This is a genomic window from Streptomyces sp. NBC_01454 (assembly GCF_036227565.1).
GTDB lineage: Bacteria > Actinomycetota > Actinomycetes > Streptomycetales > Streptomycetaceae > Streptomyces.
The window spans coordinates 1889738-1907280 of sequence record NZ_CP109460.1 but is presented as its reverse complement, the minus strand read 5'-3'; the positions used below and the strand labels follow the sequence as shown (position 1 = coordinate 1907280).

The 17543-nt window shown below is 68.7% G+C and carries 10 protein-coding genes; 9 read left to right on the top strand and 1 reads right to left on the bottom strand.

From position 1 onward, the window contains the following. Window positions 1–14: 14 nt before the first annotated feature. Window positions 15–2729: an aconitate hydratase AcnA gene (acnA, locus tag OIU81_RS08205; protein ID WP_329145393.1), complete on the top strand. Its 2715-nt coding sequence runs from the start codon at window positions 15–17 to the stop codon at window positions 2727–2729. A gap of 93 nt (window positions 2730–2822) precedes the next feature. Here acnA and OIU81_RS08200 read toward each other — a convergent pair whose 3' ends face one another. After that, window positions 2823–6239: a GH92 family glycosyl hydrolase gene (locus tag OIU81_RS08200; protein ID WP_329145391.1), complete on the bottom strand. Its 3417-nt coding sequence runs from the start codon at window positions 6237–6239 to the stop codon at window positions 2823–2825. Between the two features lie 434 nt (window positions 6240–6673). On the opposite strand from OIU81_RS08200, the gene ngcE reads away from it, so the two are divergent. The 8 genes from ngcE to dxs all read left to right on the top strand — a co-directional run bounded on the left by ngcE (window position 6674) and on the right by dxs (window position 17421). Further along, complete coding sequence (ngcE, locus tag OIU81_RS08195; protein WP_329145390.1) at window positions 6674–8128, top strand: N-acetylglucosamine/diacetylchitobiose ABC transporter substrate-binding protein; 1455 nt, start codon at window positions 6674–6676, stop codon at window positions 8126–8128. 40 nt (window positions 8129–8168) lie between these two features. Next, a complete protein-coding gene (locus OIU81_RS08190; protein WP_329145387.1) occupies window positions 8169–9092 on the top strand; it encodes a carbohydrate ABC transporter permease in 924 nt (307 codons plus the stop codon). An 11-nt stretch (window positions 9093–9103) separates the two neighbouring features. Then, window positions 9104–10033, top strand: coding sequence for a carbohydrate ABC transporter permease (locus tag OIU81_RS08185; RefSeq protein ID WP_329145385.1), 930 nt, complete (start codon window positions 9104–9106; stop codon window positions 10031–10033). Between the two features lie 307 nt (window positions 10034–10340). Continuing rightward, window positions 10341–11540, top strand: a complete 1200-nt coding sequence (locus tag OIU81_RS08180) for an ROK family transcriptional regulator (RefSeq protein WP_329145383.1) — start codon at window positions 10341–10343, stop codon at window positions 11538–11540. A 140-nt stretch (window positions 11541–11680) separates the two neighbouring features. Next, window positions 11681–12775 (top strand): sugar ABC transporter substrate-binding protein, encoded by a 1095-nt coding sequence (locus OIU81_RS08175; RefSeq protein ID WP_329145381.1) that lies wholly within the window; start codon window positions 11681–11683, stop codon window positions 12773–12775. 312 nt (window positions 12776–13087) lie between these two features. Next, a complete protein-coding gene (locus tag OIU81_RS08170) occupies window positions 13088–13888 on the top strand; it encodes an ATP-binding cassette domain-containing protein (protein ID WP_329145379.1) in 801 nt (266 codons plus the stop codon). Further along, window positions 13885–15186 carry a sugar ABC transporter permease gene (locus OIU81_RS08165; RefSeq protein ID WP_329145377.1) on the top strand — a complete coding sequence of 434 codons (1302 nt, stop codon included), beginning with the start codon at window positions 13885–13887 and terminating at the stop codon, window positions 15184–15186. The genes OIU81_RS08170 and OIU81_RS08165 overlap by 4 nt, the downstream gene beginning before the upstream one ends. Before the next feature lie 213 nt (window positions 15187–15399). Continuing rightward, complete coding sequence (dxs, locus tag OIU81_RS08160; protein ID WP_329145375.1) at window positions 15400–17421, top strand: 1-deoxy-D-xylulose-5-phosphate synthase; 2022 nt, start codon at window positions 15400–15402, stop codon at window positions 17419–17421. The last annotated feature ends 122 nt before the right edge of the window (window positions 17422–17543 follow it).

Here is a 17543-nt window from a genome sequence, read left to right as displayed (position 1 = left end):
TGAAGGAGACTGTCGTGTCGGCGAACAGCTTCGACGCCCGCAGCACGCTGCAGGTGGGCGACGAGTCGTACGAGATCTTCAGGCTGGACAAGGTCGAGGGGTCCGCCCGTCTGCCGTACAGCCTGAAGGTGCTGCTGGAGAACCTGCTCCGCACCGAGGACGGCGCGAACATCACCGCCGATCACATCCGGGCGCTCGGTGGCTGGGACTCGCAGGCCCAGCCCAGCCAGGAGATCCAGTTCACGCCGGCCCGCGTGATCATGCAGGACTTCACCGGTGTGCCGTGTGTCGTGGACCTCGCGACCATGCGTGAGGCCGTCAAGGAGCTCGGCGGCGACCCGGCGAAGATCAACCCGCTGGCCCCGGCCGAGCTGGTCATCGACCACTCCGTCATCGCCGACAAGTTCGGCACGGCGGACGCCTTCGGCCAGAACGTCGAGCTGGAGTACGGCCGCAACAAGGAGCGCTACCAGTTCCTGCGCTGGGGCCAGACCGCCTTCGACGAGTTCAAGGTCGTCCCGCCGGGCACCGGCATCGTCCACCAGGTGAACATCGAGCACCTGGCGCGCACCGTCATGGTGCGGGGCGGCCAGGCCTACCCCGACACCCTCGTCGGTACCGACTCGCACACCACCATGGTCAACGGCCTCGGTGTGCTGGGCTGGGGCGTCGGCGGCATCGAGGCCGAGGCCGCGATGCTCGGCCAGCCGGTCTCGATGCTCATCCCGCGCGTGGTCGGCTTCAAGCTGACCGGTGAGCTCAAGCCGGGCACCACCGCCACCGACCTCGTGCTGACCATCACCGAGATGCTGCGCAAGCACGGTGTCGTCGGCAAGTTCGTCGAGTTCTACGGCGAGGGCGTCGCCGCCACCTCGCTGGCCAACCGCGCCACCATCGGCAACATGTCGCCGGAGTTCGGCTCCACCGCCGCGATCTTCCCGATCGACGAGGAGACCCTGAACTACCTCCGTCTGACCGGCCGCGACGCCCAGCAGGTCGCGCTCGTCGAGGCGTACGCCAAGGCGCAGGGCCTCTGGCTCGACCCGGCCGCCGAGCCCGACTTCTCCGAGAAGCTGGAGCTGGACCTGTCGACGGTCGTCCCGTCGATCGCCGGCCCCAAGCGCCCGCAGGACCGCATCGTCCTCGCGAACGCCGCGCAGCAGTTCGCCGTCGATGTGCGCAACTATGTCTCCGACGACGAGGAGGCGGGCAAGGAGTCCTTCCCCGCGTCCGACGCGCCGGCCTCCACCAACGGCATCCCGACGAACCCGGTCACCGTGACCGCCCCCGACGGCTCGACCTACGAGATCGACCACGGTGCGGTGACGGTCGCGGCCATCACCTCCTGCACCAACACCTCGAACCCGTACGTCATGGTCGCCGCCGCGCTGGTCGCGAAGAAGGCCGTGGAGAAGGGCCTGACCCGCAAGCCGTGGGTCAAGACCACCCTCGCCCCGGGCTCGAAGGTCGTCACCGACTACTTCGACAAGGCGGGCCTGACGCCGTACCTCGACAAGGTCGGCTTCAACCTCGTCGGCTACGGCTGCACCACCTGCATCGGCAACTCCGGCCCGCTGCCGGATGAGGTCTCCAAGGCCGTCAACGACCACGACCTGGCCGTCACCTCGGTGCTCTCCGGCAACCGTAACTTCGAGGGCCGGATCAACCCCGACGTCAAGATGAACTACCTGGCCTCCCCGCCGCTGGTCGTCGCGTACGCGCTGGCGGGCTCCATGAAGGTGGACATCACCAAGGACGCGCTCGGCACCGACCAGGACGGCAAGCCGGTCCACCTGGCCGACATCTGGCCGACCGAGGCCGAGGTCAACGACGTCGTGGCCAACGCCATCGGCGAGGACATGTTCAACAAGTCCTACCAGGACGTCTTCGCGGGCGACGCCCAGTGGCAGGCGCTCTCGATCCCGACCGGCAACACCTTCGAGTGGGACGCCGAGTCGACCTACGTCCGCAAGCCCCCGTACTTCGAGGGCATGACGATGGAGACCACCCCGGTCTCCGACATCTCCGGCGCCCGGGTGCTGGCCAAGCTGGGCGACTCGGTCACCACCGACCACATCTCCCCGGCCGGTGCGATCAAGGCTGACACCCCGGCCGGCCAGTACCTGACCGAGCACGGCGTCGAGCGTCGCGACTTCAACTCCTACGGCTCGCGCCGTGGTAACCACGAGGTCATGATCCGCGGCACCTTCGCCAACATCCGTCTGCGCAACCAGATCGCGCCGGGCACCGAGGGCGGCTTCACCCGCGACTTCACGCAGGGGGACGGCCCGGTCTCGTTCATCTACGACGCGTCGCAGAACTACCAGGCGGCCGGCATCCCGCTGGTCATCCTGGCCGGCAAGGAGTACGGCTCCGGCTCGTCCCGCGACTGGGCCGCCAAGGGCACCGCGCTGCTCGGCGTCAAGGCCGTCGTCGCCGAGTCCTACGAGCGCATCCACCGCTCGAACCTCATCGGCATGGGCGTCCTGCCGCTGCAGTTCCCGGAGGGGCAGACCGCTGAGTCTCTCGGCCTGACCGGCGAGGAGACCTTCGCGGTCTCCGGTGTGACCGGGCTGAACGACGGCACCACGCCGCGCACCGTCAAGGTGACCACGGACAGCGGCGTCGAGTTCGACGCGGTCGTCCGCATCGACACCCCCGGCGAGGCGGACTACTACCGCAACGGCGGCATCATGCAGTACGTGCTGCGCTCGCTCATCCGTAAGTGAGCCGGGCCGCCGGCTGACGGCCGGCGGTACGCGACGGGCCGCACTCCCTCGGGCGAGGGGGTGCGGCCCGTCGCGTACCGGCGGCGCCCGGGATCACGGCGACCCGAGCAACTCCACCTCGGCGAGGGTGCCCCCGTGGTCGGGCACCACCCGGTAGTGCCGGTAGCTGCCCGGCCGGGCGATGCCGAAGACGCGGGTCTGCCGGTCCCAGGTGAAGGACTCCCCCTCGCGGTGATCCAGCCGCGTCCACCGCTCCCCGTCCGCGGAACCCTCCAGCGTCCAGCCGGACGGTGCGCCGGCGCGCTGTGCCGACGTGAGGGTGTACGACGTGACCTCGGCGGGCCGGGCGAGGTCCACCGGGGCACCGGTCAGTTCGGCGGAGGTGTCGGAGGTGTTGTCGTAGAGCGGGCCGCCGCCGGGGTCGGTCAGGTCCCGGGGCGGGTCGGGGACCTTGTCGTCCTTGGTGATCGAGGTGGGTGCCGCGTGCGGGCCGCTGCCCCAGGCGGACGGCTCGGGGCCCATGGTGAAGTCCAGGGTGCCGCCGCGGGCGAGCAGCCGGTGCGGCAGGGCGGTGGAATTCCACGGCGTGCCGTTGAGGGTGAGCTTCTGGACGTAGATGTTGCGCGCGGAGTTGTGCGGGGCGTTGATGGTGAGATCGTGGCCGTTCTCCAGATGGACCGTGGCCTTGGTGAACAGCGGGGAGCCCACCGCGTATTCACCCTGGCCCATCACCAGCGGATAGAAGCCCAGCGCGCTGAAGACGTACCACGCGGACATCTCGCCGTTGTCCTCGTCCCCCGGATATCCCTGACCGGACTCACTGCCGAGATAGAGCCGGGACATCGCCTCGCGGACCTTCTCCTGGGTCTTCCAGGGGCGGCCGGCCGCGTCATAGACATAGGCGATGTGGTGCGAGGGCTGGTTGCTGTGCCCGTACATGCCCATCCGTGTGTCGCGGGCCTCGGTCATTTCGTGGATGACACCGCCGTAGGAGCCGGCGAATTCCCGGGACGCGGTCTCCGGGGTGGAGAAGTAGGCGTCCAGCTTGCGGGCCAAGCCGTCCCGGCCGCCATAAAGGTTGGCCAGCCCCCGGGTGTCCTGCGGAGCGGTGAAGGCAAAGGTCCAGGCGTTGGTCTCGGTGTAGTCGTAGCCCCAGACGCGGGGGTCGAACCGGTCCGGGGGCAGCCGCCAGTCGCCCCGGGCGTCCTTGCCCTGGAAGAAGCCGACCCTGGTGTCGAAGAGCTTGACGTAATTCTGGGCGCGGCCCAGGAAATACGCCGATTCCTCCTTGTAGCGGGGCTTTTTGGTCTTCTCGTAGAGGGCCTTGCCCATGCGGGCGATACCGAAGTCGTTGAGATAGCCCTCCAGTGCCCAGGACATTCCCTCGCGGGTGTCGGTGCCGGTGTAGCCGAGGAACGGGGCGGTGGCCATGCCCTTGCGGCCGACGCCGGGGTTCGGCGGGGCGACGGTGGCGTTCTTGACGGCCGCGGCATAGGCGGCCTCGGCGTCGAACGTGACTCCCTTGGCATACGCGTCGGCGAAGGCCACATCGGAACTCGTACCGGTCATCAGGTCCGCGTAACCCGGCGAGGACCAGCGGGAGATCCAGCCGCCGTCCTTGTACTGCTGCACGAAACCGTCGACCATTTTCCCGGCCCGCTCCGGGGTGAGCAGGGAATAGGCGGGCCAGGTCGTCCGGTAGGTGTCCCAGAAGCCGTTGTTGACGTAGATCTCACCGTCAACGATCTTCGAGCCGGTGTGCTCGGGGGTGTCCGGGCCGGTCTGCGGGGAGAACGGGCTGGCGTAACGGCGCCGCGAACCCACCTGCTCGAAACCGGAGTTGGGGTAGAGGTAGAGGCGGTAGAGGTTGGAGTAGAGGGTGGTGAGCTGGTCGCGGCCGGCGCCCTGGACCTCGATCCGGCCCAGCAGGTCGTCCCACTGCGCCTGCGCCCGGTCCCGGACGCCGGCGAAGGTGGACCCGGCGGGGATCTCCCGGTCCAGATTCGCCTTCGCCTGGTCCACGCTGATCAGGGAGGTCGCGATCCGCATGGTCACGGTGCGGTCCGCGCCCGGCCGGAAGCGGAGATAGCCGGTGACGTCCTTGCCGCCTCCGCCCCCGAGCCGGCCGCCGCCGCTCACCGGGGCGTCGAAGACGCCGTAGACGAAGAGCCGGGTGGCGCCGACCGACAGCCCGCTGCGGACGTCCGAGAAGCCGGTGACGGTGCCGCGCTCGGTGTCCAGGCTCAGGCCGCCCTTGTCGTTGACGTTGTCGAAGATCAGGCTCGCCCGGTCGCCGGGGAAGGTGAAGCGCATCACCGCGGCGTGATCGGTCGGGGTGATCTCCGTCTTGAGGCCGTTGTCGAAGGTCACGCCGTAGTAGTGCGGCTTCGCGATCTCGTTGCTGTGGTGGAAGGGCAGCGCCCGGCCGGTGCGCGAGGCGTCCGGGGTGCCGGCCGCGACGGACGGCATGACCTGGAAGGTCTGCCGGTCGCCCATCCACGGGCTCGGCTCATGGCTGGCGCTGAAGGCCTGCAGGGTGGGCAGGTTGTCGGCGTTGTTCTTCCGCGCGTATTCGTAGAGCCAGTCGGCGGAGCCCGCGTTGGTCACCGGGGTCCAGAAGTTGAAGCCGTTGGGGACGGCCGTGGCGGGGAAGGTGTTGCCGCGCGAGAAGCTGCCGCTGGAGAGCGTGCCGCGGGTGGTGAGGGCGTAGTCGGAGAGATGGGCGAGCAGCTTGTCCGGGGGCGCGGGGGCCAGGGTGATGTCATCGACCCAGCCGCGGAAGGCCGCGGCGGTCCGCGGGGCCCTGGGCGCGTCGTAGGCGACCAGGACCCGGGCGACGGTCTTGCCGGCGGCGACCGCGCCGATCCGTGCGACCCGGTGGTTCCACTGGTTGGCGTAGAGCGTCTTGGAGGCGCCCTGCCCCTGCGGCGTCAGCGGTGCGCCGTGCTGGTCGACGGCGGACAGCTCGCTGAGATAGGTGCCGTCGGTGAAGGCCAGATCGAGGGCGGCATGGGTGGCCGGGTAGTCCGGATCGCTCCGCGCCATCTCCGGGAAGATCTCGTAGGAGAGCGAAGTGGCCCCGGTGACGGGGACGCTGACATCGAAGACCTTGTTGTACGCGTAGCCGCGGCCGGCGGCGGTGTGGGTGCCGGCATAGCGCAGCGCGTGGCGGCCGCTGAAGCCGGCGTGCGCCTTGGCGGTGGGGGAGTCGGCGGGTCCGGTGTCGGTGCCGGTGCTCATTCCGGGCGCCGCGGGGGTGGTCTCCGGGGTGACGCCGGAGGCCTTGGGCTTTCCGTCGGGGCCGGTCTCGACGGCGTCCGTCCAGTCCGGCTGGGGGTCGCCGGGTTCGAAGGAGGAGTGGAACTCCGTTGCCCCGTGCGGGCGTTGAGGTGGTGCGGCCTGGGCCGTGCCGGCGGGCAGAGGCCCGGTGATGACGAGCAGGGCGGCCGCCAGGAGGGCGGCGGGGCGGGCGACCGCCCGCAGTGGACGGTGCCGGTGTCTGAGCCGCACGCGAGCCCTCTCAACCAGGGTGACATCGTTGTCAGTTGGGTGGCGCCAAGTTAAGGCAGAGATAAGTAACGTGCGTGGGGGCCGTGGTGTCAAGGGTGACGCCGAGATCGGTGGGCCGGTCGTGTCACCGGGGCGCCCGGTGGCGACGACCGGAAAATCTTCCGCATGCCAGGGAGGTCTCAACTAGGGAAAGACTGCCGTCCGACCCTGCGTTCGATCTTGCCCCTGCGACCGGAAGTGGACTATACCTGTCGGCGTCCGACCGGCCGTGCGACACGGCCGTGGATCCGGGGGGAAAGCGGGGAACGGATGATCTCCCCGCACTTCCCTGGCGAGCCCGGTGCACATCCCGTACAACTCAGCTTCATCTGACCCGCGGTGCCGGGGTGGCTCCGGTACACCGCCTGAGTCCTGAAGAAGGCGAGGACTTGAGCATGGGATCCACCTCTTCATTCAACCGTCGCGATCTGGTCAAACGAGCCGCTGCCCTGGGAATCATCGCCGTACCGGCGATGGGAACGCTGTCGGCGTGTGCCACCGGAGGCGGTGGCGGCAACGACGGCAACGACGGCAACGACGGCAAAGGGGCCAAGAACAAGGGCGCGACCTCGGCGAAGAATCCGCTGGGCGTGAAGAAGGGCGCGGCCCTGGAGGCGTTCATCTTCAAGGGCGGACTGGGCGACCAGTACGCCAAGGACGCCGAGGCCGACTATGACAAGACCTATGGCGTCACCGTCAAGCACACCGGCACGCAGCAGGTCGGACCGAAGCTGCAGCCGCGCTTCGCCGGCGGAAACCCCCCGGACATCATCGACAATTCCGGTGCCGACCATCTGGACATGAACAAGCTGTCCGCACAGGGCCAGTTGCAGGATCTGACGGAGCTGCTCGACGCACCCTCGCTGGACGATCCGAAGAAGAAGGTCCGGGACACGCTTTATCCCAGCACCCTGGAAAAGGGCAAGCACAAGGATGCGTTCGATGTCTTCTACTACGCGTTCACGGTCTATGGCACGTGGTATTCCCACAAGCTGTTGAAGGACAAGGGCTGGGCGTACCCGACCTCGTTCGACGACATGATCAAGCTCTGCGGCGATATCAAGAAGACGGGTGTGGCGCCCTGGACGTACCCGGGCAAGTACCCGTACTACGTCCACTTCAATATGTTCGCGCAGATCGCCAAGATCGGCGGTCTCGACAAATGGATCGCCATCGACAACCTGGAGCCCAGGGCCTGGACGTCGAACGACGCGGTCAAGCAGGTCGTCGAGCACTATGCGGAGCTGGCCGCCAAGGGCTACTTCCTTCAGGGCAGCCAGGGCCTGACGCACATCCAGTCGCAGACCGCCTGGACCCGGGGCAAGGCCGTCTTCATCCCCAACGGTTCCTGGGTGGAGAACGAGGCCGCGCCGACCACGCCGAAGGACTTCGACATGGCCGTCGGCCCGCTGTTCAACGGCGGCAGCGGCGACAAGATGCCGCACGGCACCCTGCGCGCCGAGCCCAGCGAGCCGTTCATCGTGGCGAAGGACGGCAAGAACCCGGTCGGCGGCATGGAGCTGCTGCGCATTCTGCTCTCAAAGAAGCATGCGCAGAATTTCGCGACAAAGGTCCGGTCGCTCACCGCGGTCAAGGGCGCGACCGAAGGCATGCGGCTCTCGCCGGGGCTCTCCTCGGCCGCCGAGGCCGTCACGGCGGGGGGCCGGAACCTGCTGATGATCCAGCTGCAGGAGTGGTATCCGAAGCTGACCGACGAGAAGCTGGGCGGGCTCACCAGCCAGCTGCTGACCGGTGACATGAAGGCGGCGGAGTGGATCAAGAAGGCTCAGCAGTACGCGGACGAATTCGCCAAGGACGACTCCGTCACCAAGTTCCACCGCGAGGCCTGACCACACACGCCACTTGACGAGGGAGGGGCCGGGGAGCGCAATGCAACACGGCAAGTACCGATTCATCGTGGGGTTCCTGGCCCTGCCTCTGCTGGTCTACGCGATCTTTGTGATCTCGCCGTTCGTCCAGGCATTCCAGATCTCGACCACGGAATGGAGCGGCCTGCGGGGCGCCGCCAAGAACATCGGTCTGGGCAACTACGACAAGCTGCTGCACAGCGACGAGTTCTGGAACGCGCTCCAGCACAACGTCATCATGCTGGTGCTGGTCCCCCTCGCCACCCTCGCCCTGGGGCTGTTCTTCGCCTTCATGCTCAATGTCGGTGGCCGGGCCCGCCGCGGCGCCCTCATCACCGGTGTCCGCGGGGCCTCGTTCTACAAATTCGTCTACTTCTTCCCACAGGTCATCTCGATCACCATCATCTCGGTGATCTGGTTCAACATCTACAACCCGGATCCGCACGACGGCATGCTCAACTCGCTGCTCGGCGCGGTGGGTCTGGATTCGCTGCAGAGTTCCTGGCTGGGTGAACGCAGCATCGCTCTCGCCTGCATCATGGTGGTGATGGTCTGGGCGAATGTCGGCTTCTACGTCGTGCTCTTCTCCGCCGCCATGGCCTCCATTCCGCGGGAGATCTACGAGGCCTCGCTGCTGGACGGGGCCAACCGGCTCCACACGTTCTTCCGGATCACCCTGCCGCTGCTGTGGGACACCGTGCAGACCGGCTGGGTCTATATGGGCATCATCGCGATGGACGCCTTCGCCCTGGTGCAGATCATGTCGGTGAACATGGGCGGGCCGGACGGCGCCACCGATGTCGTGCCGCTGCGGCTCTACCAAACCGCTTTCCGTGACAGCCAGTTCGGCTATGCGGCGGCGATGGGTGTCGCCATGCTCGTCGTCACGCTGTTGTTCGCCGTCCTCACGATGCGCTTCGCGCGCCGTGAGCGGATCGAGTTCTAGGGGCAGGGCGCATGACGACGGAAACCAATGCGGTGGAGAAGCTGCCGGCGGTGGCCGGGCGGCGGTCCGAAGGCAGAAAGGGCGCCGGGACATCACGCGGAGGCGCCGAGCGCGGCGTGCTCAACGTCTTCTCGCACGGCATGCTCATCGTGTGGGCGCTGATGGTGGGCATGCCGCTGCTGTGGGTGCTGTGGAGCTCGTTCAAGAGCAGCGGGGACATTCTGAGCACGCCCTGGTCGCTGCCGGACCGGCTGCACTTCGAGAACTGGAGCAACGCCTGGGAGAAGGCGAACATCGGCAAGATGTTCCTCAACACCCTGATCGTGGTGGGCGGTTCGGTCACCGGGACGATGGTGCTCGGCTCCATGGCGGGCTACGTCCTTGCGCGGTTCACCTTCCCGGGCAACCGCGTCATCTATTACCTCTTCGTGGCCGGGATGTCCTTCCCGGTGTTCATGCTGGTCATCCCGCTGTTCTTCGTGATGCGCGACTTCCCCGGGATTCCGCTGCTGGCCACCTACCAGGGCCTGATCGCGGTGTACATCGCCTACTCGCTGCCGTTCACCGTCTTCTTCATGACGTCCTTCTTCCGCACCCTGCCGAGCTCGGTGGCGGAGGCGGCGATGATCGACGGTGCCTCGCACGCCAGGACGTTCTTCCAGGTGATGCTGCCGATGGCCAAGCCCGGCCTGATCAGCATCGGGATCTTCAACTTCCTGGGGCAGTGGAATCAGTATCTGCTGCCGATGGTCCTCAACCAGGACGAGGACAAATACGTGTTGACGCAGGGTCTGGCCAACATCGCGCTGCAGCAGGGCTATGAGGGGGACTGGGGCGGGCTGATGGCCGGCATGATGATCGCGATGCTGCCGGTGCTGCTGGTGTACTTCATCTTCCAGCGCCAGGTGCAGGCGGGGCTGACGGCGGGGGCGATCAAGTAGGGCCCGGCCGTCTGTTCGTACCGGCGATTGTTTTACGCCATCTTGGCATCTGCCTGTGCGCGCTCCGACGTGCGCATCCCGGGGCGGCTCCGCGGCGACGGAGCCGCCCCGCGGGCTTCCCACCGGGCCGGCCCTCGATCATGCCGGGCTCAACGCCTTGACGAGACTTCCCGGCTGGAGTTCTGCTTAGGGTTCACATGTTGAATCGACGGCCGTCCCCCGACGACGTGGGTGCGGTCGGCCGGAGGTCGTCGTGCCTCCCCGGCCACCGCTGGGGGAGCCCGGCCCGAGACGGGAGTATGAGTCAATGGAGACTCCGGGGTCGCAGTCCTCGCTGCACCGGGCCAATCTGGAGCGGGTCGTCCGCGCGGTGCGGATGGCGGGCTCGCTCACCCAGGCGGAGATCGCCCGGAGCACGGGGCTGTCCGCGGCCACCGTTTCCAACATCGTTCGTGAGTTGAAGGACGGTGGGACCGTTGAGGTGACACCGACCTCGGCGGGCGGGCGGCGGGCGCGCAGCGTCTCGCTCTCCGGCGACGCGGGCATCGTCGTGGGGGTCGATTTCGGGCACTCCCATCTGCGGGTGGCGGTCGGCAACCTCGCCCATCAGGTGCTCGCCGAGCAGGCCGAGCCGATCGATGTGGACGCCTCCGCCGCGGAGGGCTTCGACCGGGCGGAACAGCTGGTCAACCGGCTGATCGAGGCCACCGGGATCGGCGCCGGCAAGGTCATCGGCGTCGGGCTCGGCGTACCCGGGCCCATCGACGTGGAATCCGGGACCCTGGGCTCGACGGCGATCCTGCCCGGCTGGTCGGGGACGAACCCGAGCCGCGAGCTGTCCGGGCGCCTGGGGGTGCCCGTCTACGTCGACAACGACGCCAACCTGGGCGCGCTGGGCGAGCTGGTGTGGGGCGGCGGCCGCGGGGCCTCCGACCTGGCGTACATCAAGGTCGCCAGCGGGGTCGGCGCCGGACTGGTGATCAGCGGCCAGATCTACCGCGGACCGGGCGGTACGGCGGGCGAGATCGGGCACATCACGCTGGACGAGTCCGGTCCGGTGTGCCGCTGCGGCAACCGTGGCTGCCTGGAGACCTTCACCGCGGCCCGGTACGTCCTCCCGCTGCTGCAGCCGAGTCACGGCCCGGACCTGACCATGGCGCGGGTGGTGCAGCTGGCCCGTGAGGGTGACCCCGGCTGCCGGCGGGTCATTGCGGACGTAGGCCGTCATATCGGCAGTGGTGTGGCGAATCTGTGCAATCTGCTCAATCCCAGCCGGGTGGTGCTCGGCGGTGATCTCGCCGAGGCCGGTGAACTGGTCCTCGCGCCGATCCGGGAGTCGGTGTCGCGCTACGCCATCCCCAGTGCGGCACGGCAGTTGGGGATCGTCCCCGGCACCCTCGGCGGCCGTGCCGAGGTGCTGGGCGCGCTGGCGCTGGTGCTGAGCGAGATGGGCGATTCCTCCCTGCTGGACGGCGGACAGCCGGCGGACGCCCCGGCCCTAGCGTGAAAGCGCTGAGTTCACACAGCTAACGCATGGCACCGTTGTCATCTCGTTAAGGATTTACTCCTTGACGGTCGGCTGGTGTCCGAGTTGACTTCCAGCCACCTCGGCCGCAACGACGCGGCCACGTCAGGGAGGCAACCCCAATGAACGTATGGACGCGTCGCGTCGTCATAGGCACTGCCGCCGTTTCGATGGCGCTCTCCGTGGCCGCATGTGGCAAGGCCGGCGACGGCAAGGCCGCCAGTGGTGGCGAGAACAAGACCATCGGTCTGCTCCTGCCGGAGAACAAGACCACGCGTTACGAGACCTTCGACCGTCCGCTGATGGAGGCGAAGATCAAGCAGCTGTGCAGCGACTGCACGGTGCGGTACAACAACGCGGCCCAGGACACCGAGACCCAGAAGAAGCAGTTCGACGCGCTGATCACCCAGGGCGTCAAGGTGATCATTCTGGACTCGGTCGACTTCAAGGCGACCAAGTCCTGGGTGAACCAGGCCGCCAAGAAGGGCGTGAAGGTCGTCGCCTACGACCGGCTGGCCGAGGGCAAGCTCTCCGCCTACGTGTCCTACGACAACGAGAAGATCGGCCGCCTGCAGGGCCAGGCGCTGGTCAAGGCGCTCGGCGACAAGGCCAAGGACAGCAATGTCGTCATGATCAACGGTTCGCCGACCGACCCGAACATGCCGTTCTTCAAGAAGGGCGCCCACAGCGTCCTCGACAAGCAGGTCAAGAAGATCGCGTACGAGCAGGACATCCCGGACTGGTCCTCGGACGAGGCGAACAAGAAGATGAGCGCGGCCCTCGACTCGCTCGGCAAGGACGGGATCCAGGGCGTCTACTCCGGCAACGACGGCATGGCCGGCGGCATCATCACCGCGCTCAAGCAGAAGGGCGTCAAGGTCCCGGTCGGCGGCCAGGACGCCGAGCTCGCGGGTCTGCAGCGGGTCCTCAAGGGCGACCAGGCGTTCACGATCTACAAGCAGATCAAGCCGCAGGCGGACTCCACCGCCGAGATCGCGGTCAAGCTGCTCAAGGGCGAGAAGATCGACTCCCTGACGGACCGCAAGGTCGACAGCCTCAGCGGTGAGGTCAAGGGCATCCCCGCCAAGCTCTACGACGCGCAGATCGTGACCAAGGACAACATCGAGTCCACGATCATCAAGGACAAGGTCTACAAGGCGAGCCAGATCTGCACCGGCGACGTCAAGAAGGCCTGCGCGGCGGCCGGCATCAAGTAAGGCCCGGGGCCGCCCGCGGGCTCCGGCCCGCAGGCCCCGCCTCTCCCGCCCGGCCCGCAGACCCCGGCGCCCCACGGCCCGGCCCTCGGCAGCCTGGCACCCCGGACCGGCACCCCCGGTCGGACGGGGCCGCGCGGCACCGCCCGCGGCCCCCGTCCCGGCCCACTCCCGCCGGGTCCCACCCCGCCCCCCGAACCGGTCCGACACCCCTCCGCCCCGCGCCGCCGCTGTACCGGCGCGGACCCGGACCGTCCCCCGCAAGCCCCCTGCTTCACGCACCACATCCCCGCCGTTGTGACGGCGGCGAAGGAGATGATTCACGTGTCCGCTACGCCTGTGCTGGCGTTGCGCGGAATCTCCAAGCGGTTCGGCGCCGTCCAGGCACTCACGGACGTCACCCTGGAGATTCACCCCGGTGAGGTGGTCGCCCTCGTCGGCGACAACGGCGCCGGCAAGTCCACCCTGGTCAAGACCATCTCGGGCGTCCACCCGGTCGACGACGGCGCCATCGAATGGGAGGGCGGCGCGGTACGCATCAGCAAGCCGCACGACGCCCAGGAGCTCGGTGTCGCCACCGTCTACCAGGACCTCGCGCTCTGCGACAACCTCGATGTCGTCGCCAACCTCTTCCTCGGCAACGAGATCCGCACCGTCGGTGTCCTCGACGAGATCGCGATGGAGAAGCGCGCCAAGGAGCTGCTGGACACCCTGTCCATCCGGATCCCCAGCGTCCGCATCCCGGTCGCCGCGCTCTCCGGCGGTCAGCGCCAGGTCGTGGCGATCGCCCGGGCGCTGATCGGCGACCCGAAGGTCGTCATCCTCGACGAGCCCACTGCCGCCCTCGGCGTCGAGCAGACCGCGCAGGTCCTCGACCTCGTCGAGCGGCTGCGGGAACGCGGTCTGGGCGTCATCCTCATCAGCCACAACATGGCCGATGTGCAGGCCGTCGCGGACCGGGTCGCGGTGCTGCGGCTGGGCCGCAACAACGGTGTCTTCGACGTCGAGGGCACCTCCCACGAAGAGATCATCGCCGCCATCACCGGCGCCTCGGACAACGCCGTCACCCGCCGCCAGGCGCGTACGGACCAGGTGAAGAAGGAGGCCGGGGCATGAGTGACCTCACCAAGCAGCCGGCGGACGAGCCCACTAAGGACGCGCCGGCCGCCGTGGACGCCACCCCGCCGGCCGCCGTCGACCCCCGTCTGCTCGTCCGCGAGCAGGGCTTCGGCGGCTATATCGGCGACTTCAAGCGCCGGGTGCGCGGGGGTGAGCTGGGCTCGCTGCCGGTCGTCATCGGCCTGGTCGTCATCGCGATCGTCTTCCAGCTCAAGAACAGCAGCTTCCTGTCCGCGGACAGCCTCGCGAACATCGGTGTCTACACCTCCGGCCTCGGGATCATGGCCGTCGGCATCGTCTTCGTGCTGCTGCTCGGCGAGATCGACCTGTCGGTCGGCTCGGTGGCGGGCGTCGGCGCGGCCGTGTGGGCCGTCCTCAGCGTCACCAAGGGGGTCAACGACTGGCTCGCGGTCCTGATCGCCATCGTCGCGGGGCTGGCCATCGGCGCCCTGCACGGGTTCTTTTTCGCCAAGATCGGCGTGCCGGCCTTCGTGGTCACGTTGGCCGGTTTCCTCGGCTGGAGCGGCCTGCAGATCTGGATGATGGGCAACGAGGGCTCCATCAACACGCCCAGCGGCAGTGTGGTGGAGGCCCTCACCGGCTACTACTTCGAGGACAAGGGCGCCGGCTACGGCCTGGCGGTGCTCGCGGTCCTCGCCTACGCCGGCTCGCTGCTGCTGGACAGCCGGCGCCGCAAGGCCGCCGCGCTGCCCTCGCGCCCGCTCAGCGAGATCCTGCTGCGCACCGGCGTGGTCGCGGTGATCGCCTTCGTGGTGGCCTACGTCCTGAACGAGCCGCCGGGCGCCCGCGGCCTGCCGCTGGCCCTGGTGCTGTTCCTCGCGGTCCTGCTCGTCGCCGACTTCGTGGTGCGCCGCACCACCTACGGCCGGCAGATCTTCGCGGTCGGCGGCAACGCCGAGGCGGCCCGCCGGGCCGGCATCAACGTGAACAAGATCCGGATCAGCGTGTTCGCCATCTCCGGCATGCTCGCGGCCTTCGGCGGACTGTTCATCGCCAGCCTCTCCGGCGGCGCCACCAAGAACCTGGGCTCCGGCAACACCCTGATGAACGTCATCGCGGCGGCCGTCATCGGCGGCACCAGCCTCTTCGGCGGCCGGGGCAAGATCTGGTCCGCGCTGCTGGGCATGCTGGTCATCCAGTCGATCCAGCAGGGCCTGAACCTGCTCGGCATGGCGAGCGAGATCCAGTACATGATCACCGGCGCGGTGCTGCTCGCCGCCGTCGTGATCGACTCGGTCTCCCGCCGGACGCAGAAGACCGCCGGCCGGACCTGATCCCAGGCCGCCGTTCGACGGCAGCGGCCCCCACCGGGCATGATCCGGTGGGGGCCGGTCCGTGTGCGCTCCCGGGGGAAAAAGGTTGAGCCGGAGCCCCTGTCACCCGAGTGACATACATCGCAAGGCCCGGGCGCCGCCGCGGCGGACGCAACATTAGACTCATCTGATCGGCAAGCTCGATCCACGGCAGCAAGCAGCAAGGAGGCAGGGGTGCAGGAGGTGCCGCGCAAAGCGAGTCCGGCCGGGGTGGTGGCGGGCGACGGGAGGGCGTTGCTTTCCCGTATCAGGGGACCGCGCGATCTGGACCGACTGGGCCCGGAGCAGCTTGTGCAGCTGGCGGGGGAGATCCGTACCTTCCTTGTCGACGAGGTGTCCAAGACCGGCGGACATCTCGGCCCGAACCTCGGTGTGGTCGAGCTGACCATCGCCCTGCACCGTGTCTTCGACTCGCCCAAGGACAAGGTGCTCTTCGACACCGGGCACCAGTCCTACGTCCACAAGCTTCTCACCGGCCGTCAGGACTTCACCAAGCTCAAGGCGAAGGGCGGCCTGTCCGGCTACCCCTCCCGTGCCGAGTCCGCGCACGACGTGATCGAGAACAGCCACGCCTCCACCGTGCTGGGCTGGGCCGAGGGCCTCGCGAAGGCCAACGAGGTCCGCGGTTCGGCTGACCGGGTCGCCGCGGTCATCGGCGACGGCGCGCTGACCGGCGGCATGGCCTGGGAGGCGCTGAACAACATCGCCGCCGCCAAGGACCGCCCGCTCGTCATCGTCGTCAACGACAACGAGCGCTCCTACGCCCCGACCATCGGCGGCCTCGCCAACCACCTGGCCACGCTGCGCACCACCGACGGCTACGAGCGCTTCCTGGCCCGCGGCAAGGACCTGCTGGAGCGCACCCCCGTCCTGGGCAAGCCGCTGTACGAGACCCTGCACGGCGCCAAGAAGGGCCTGAAGGACTTCATCGCCCCGCAGGGCATGTTCGAGGACCTGGGCCTGAAGTACGTCGGCCCGATCGACGGCCACGACATCGAGGCGCTGGAGTCCGCCCTGACGCGCGCCAAGCGCTTCGGCGGTCCGGTCATCGTCCACTGCCTCACCGAAAAGGGCCGCGGCTACCAGCCCGCCCTCCAGGACGAGGCAGACCGCTTCCACGCCGTCGGCAAGATCCACCCCGACACCGGCCTGCCGCTCTCCTCGGGCGGCAAGGACTGGACCTCCGTCTTCGGTGACGAGATGGTCGAGCTCGGCAAGGAGCGCAAGGACATCGTGGCCATCACGGCGGCCATGCTCCAGCCGGTCGGACTGGACAAGTTCGCCAAGGCTTTCCCCGACCGGGTCTACGACGTCGGCATCGCCGAGCAGCACGCGGCGGTCTCCGCGGCCGGTATGGCCACCGGCGGCCTGCACCCCGTCTTCGCCGTCTACGCCACCTTCCTCAACCGTGCCTTCGACCAGGTGCTGATGGACGTGGCGCTGCACAGGTGCGGGGTGACCTTCGTCCTGGACCGGGCCGGTGTCACCGGCACCGACGGCGCCTCGCACAACGGCATGTGGGACATGTCGATCCTCCAGGTCGTCCCGGGCCTGCGGATCGCCGCGCCGCGCGACGCCGACCAGGTCCGCGCCCAGCTGCGCGAGGCCGTCAAGGTCGATGACGCGCCCACCGTGGTGCGCTACTCCAAGGGCGCGGTCGGCCCGGCCGTCGAGGCCGTCGGACGCATCGGCGGGATGGACGTGCTGCGCGAGCCCGCCGAGGGCGTCAAGCGGCCCGATGTCCTGCTGGTGTCCGTCGGTGCCCTCGCCCCGATGTGCCTGGAGATCGCCGATCTGCTCGACAAGCAGGGCATCTCCACCACCGTCGTCGACCCCCGCTGGGTCAAGCCGGTCGACCCGGCGCTGCCCGGGCTCGCCGCCACCCACCGGGTCGTGGTCACCGTCGAGGACAACATCCGCTCCGGCGGCGTCGGTTCGGCCGTCGCCCAGTCGCTGCGGGACGCCGGGGTGGACCTGCCGCTGCGTGACTTCGGCATCCCCGAGCGGTTCCTCGACCACGCCTCCCGCAAGGAGGTCATGGCGGAGATCGGGCTCACCGCGCCGGACATCGCGCGCCAGGTGACCGGCCTGGTCTCCAAGATCGACGGCCAGACGCAGACCCCGCTCCGTTCGGACGCCCCGGAGGCGGCCGGCGCCCAGGGCGCGGCCGAGCCGGCCGAGGTCGCCCGCGACTGAGTCCGCAGACGCCGCCGATGGGCCGGCCGGTCATCCGTACGGATGTTCCGCCCGGCCCATCGGCATACGCGCGGCCGCACCCCATCGGGTGAATCCCCGCCGCCCGGAGCCCCGCCGAAGCT